This window comes from Achromobacter agilis (assembly GCF_900496965.1).
Classification (GTDB): Bacteria; Pseudomonadota; Gammaproteobacteria; order Burkholderiales; family Burkholderiaceae_B; genus Achromobacter; species Achromobacter agilis.
In genome coordinates this window covers 1-1,318 of record NZ_UFQB01000057.1, presented here as the reverse complement: position 1 = coordinate 1,318, position 1,318 = coordinate 1, and the positions used below count along the sequence as shown (strand labels likewise).

1 protein-coding gene is annotated in these 1,318 nt (G+C 64.9%); it reads left to right on the top strand.

The features are described from left to right. Nucleotides 1-230 precede the first annotated feature (230 nt). A partial coding sequence (locus AGI3411_RS30005; RefSeq protein WP_129530934.1) for a Tar ligand binding domain-containing protein occupies nt 231-1,318 on the top strand: 1,088 nt, incomplete at its 3' end.

The window sequence follows — 1,318 nt, the reverse complement described above, 5'->3', positions numbered from 1 at the left end:
CGCGGCTGCCACGACGGCCCGGCCGTTGCGCCGGCCGGTCAGTCGGACGGCGAACGCGACGGATGCCGCGCCCGCCCGGCCGTCAGCCAGCCGCCGGCCGCCGCCCTCGGACGACGATTGGGAATCTTTCTGACGGAGCGATCCGCCAATGCTTTGACCATGCAGTAAGGCTATCCCTTTTACGGTCTGGCGGCAGGAACGCCGCCAGGACGACTACCGGAATACATGGAATGTTTAGCAATCTGAAGGTTCGCACGGGCCTCATGCTCGCGCAGTTGGCGGTGGCCCTGGCCGCGCTTGCCGCGATCGTGCTGGGGTGGAACGGCATGCGGTCCAGCACCGAGGCAATCAACGCCTTGGATACCTTGAGCGTCCAGCAGGCCAACCTGATCAAGGATGCCTATACGCAGATGCTGCGGGCCACCATCCGTGCCGATATCGCCGCTGCGCAACGCAGCGCGGGCGACGCGAGCGGCGCCGCCGAAAATACGCGCACCGTGCAGCAGCTGGTTGCCGACGCCAAGAAGAAAATGGAGGCTTTCAAGGCGATTCCGAAAACCACGGAACTGGGAAAATCGGCCGAAGGCGAACTCCTATCCTCGTTCAGTCAGTTTGCGGATGCGCTGCAATCCATGATGTCGGCCCTGGACAAGGGCGACGCGGCCACGTACCTGACGCTGAAGAACACCAGGGCTGGCGCGGCCAGCGGGGCGTTTTCGCAGCGTTTGGGCGCTTTTGCGGACAACATCACCGACTTCAGCGAGGAATTGGTGGGATCGGCGCGCTCGCAATCGGCGACGATGGCGATCATCTACCTGGTGCTGGCGGCGGTGATCGTGGCCGTGTGGCTGGGCGCCTTCCTGTTCATGAACCGGGTGGTCCTGCGCCCTCTGCGCGCGGTCAGCGACAGCTTCGACAAGATCGCGGCCGGCGACCTGACCGTGCGGGTCGAAGTGGAGTCCACCAATGAAATCGGCACGCTAATGGCGGCGGTCAAGCGGATGCAGGAAAGCCTGACCCGCACGGTGTCGGCGGTGCGTCGCGGCGTGGATGAAATCAACGTGGGCTCGCGCGAGATTTCGGCGGGCAACGCCGACCTGTCCAGCCGCACGGAAGAGCAGGCGGCCTCGCTGGAAGAGACCGCCGCTTCGATGGAGGAACTGGCTTCGACCGTGAAGCAGAACGCGGACAACGCCCGCCAGGCCAATCAACTGGCGGCGAGCGCTTCGGACGTGGCCGAACGCGGCGGTTCGGCGGTGTCGGAAGTGGTCGGCACGATGCAGGAGATTTCGGCCAGCTCGCGCAAGATCTCCGAAAT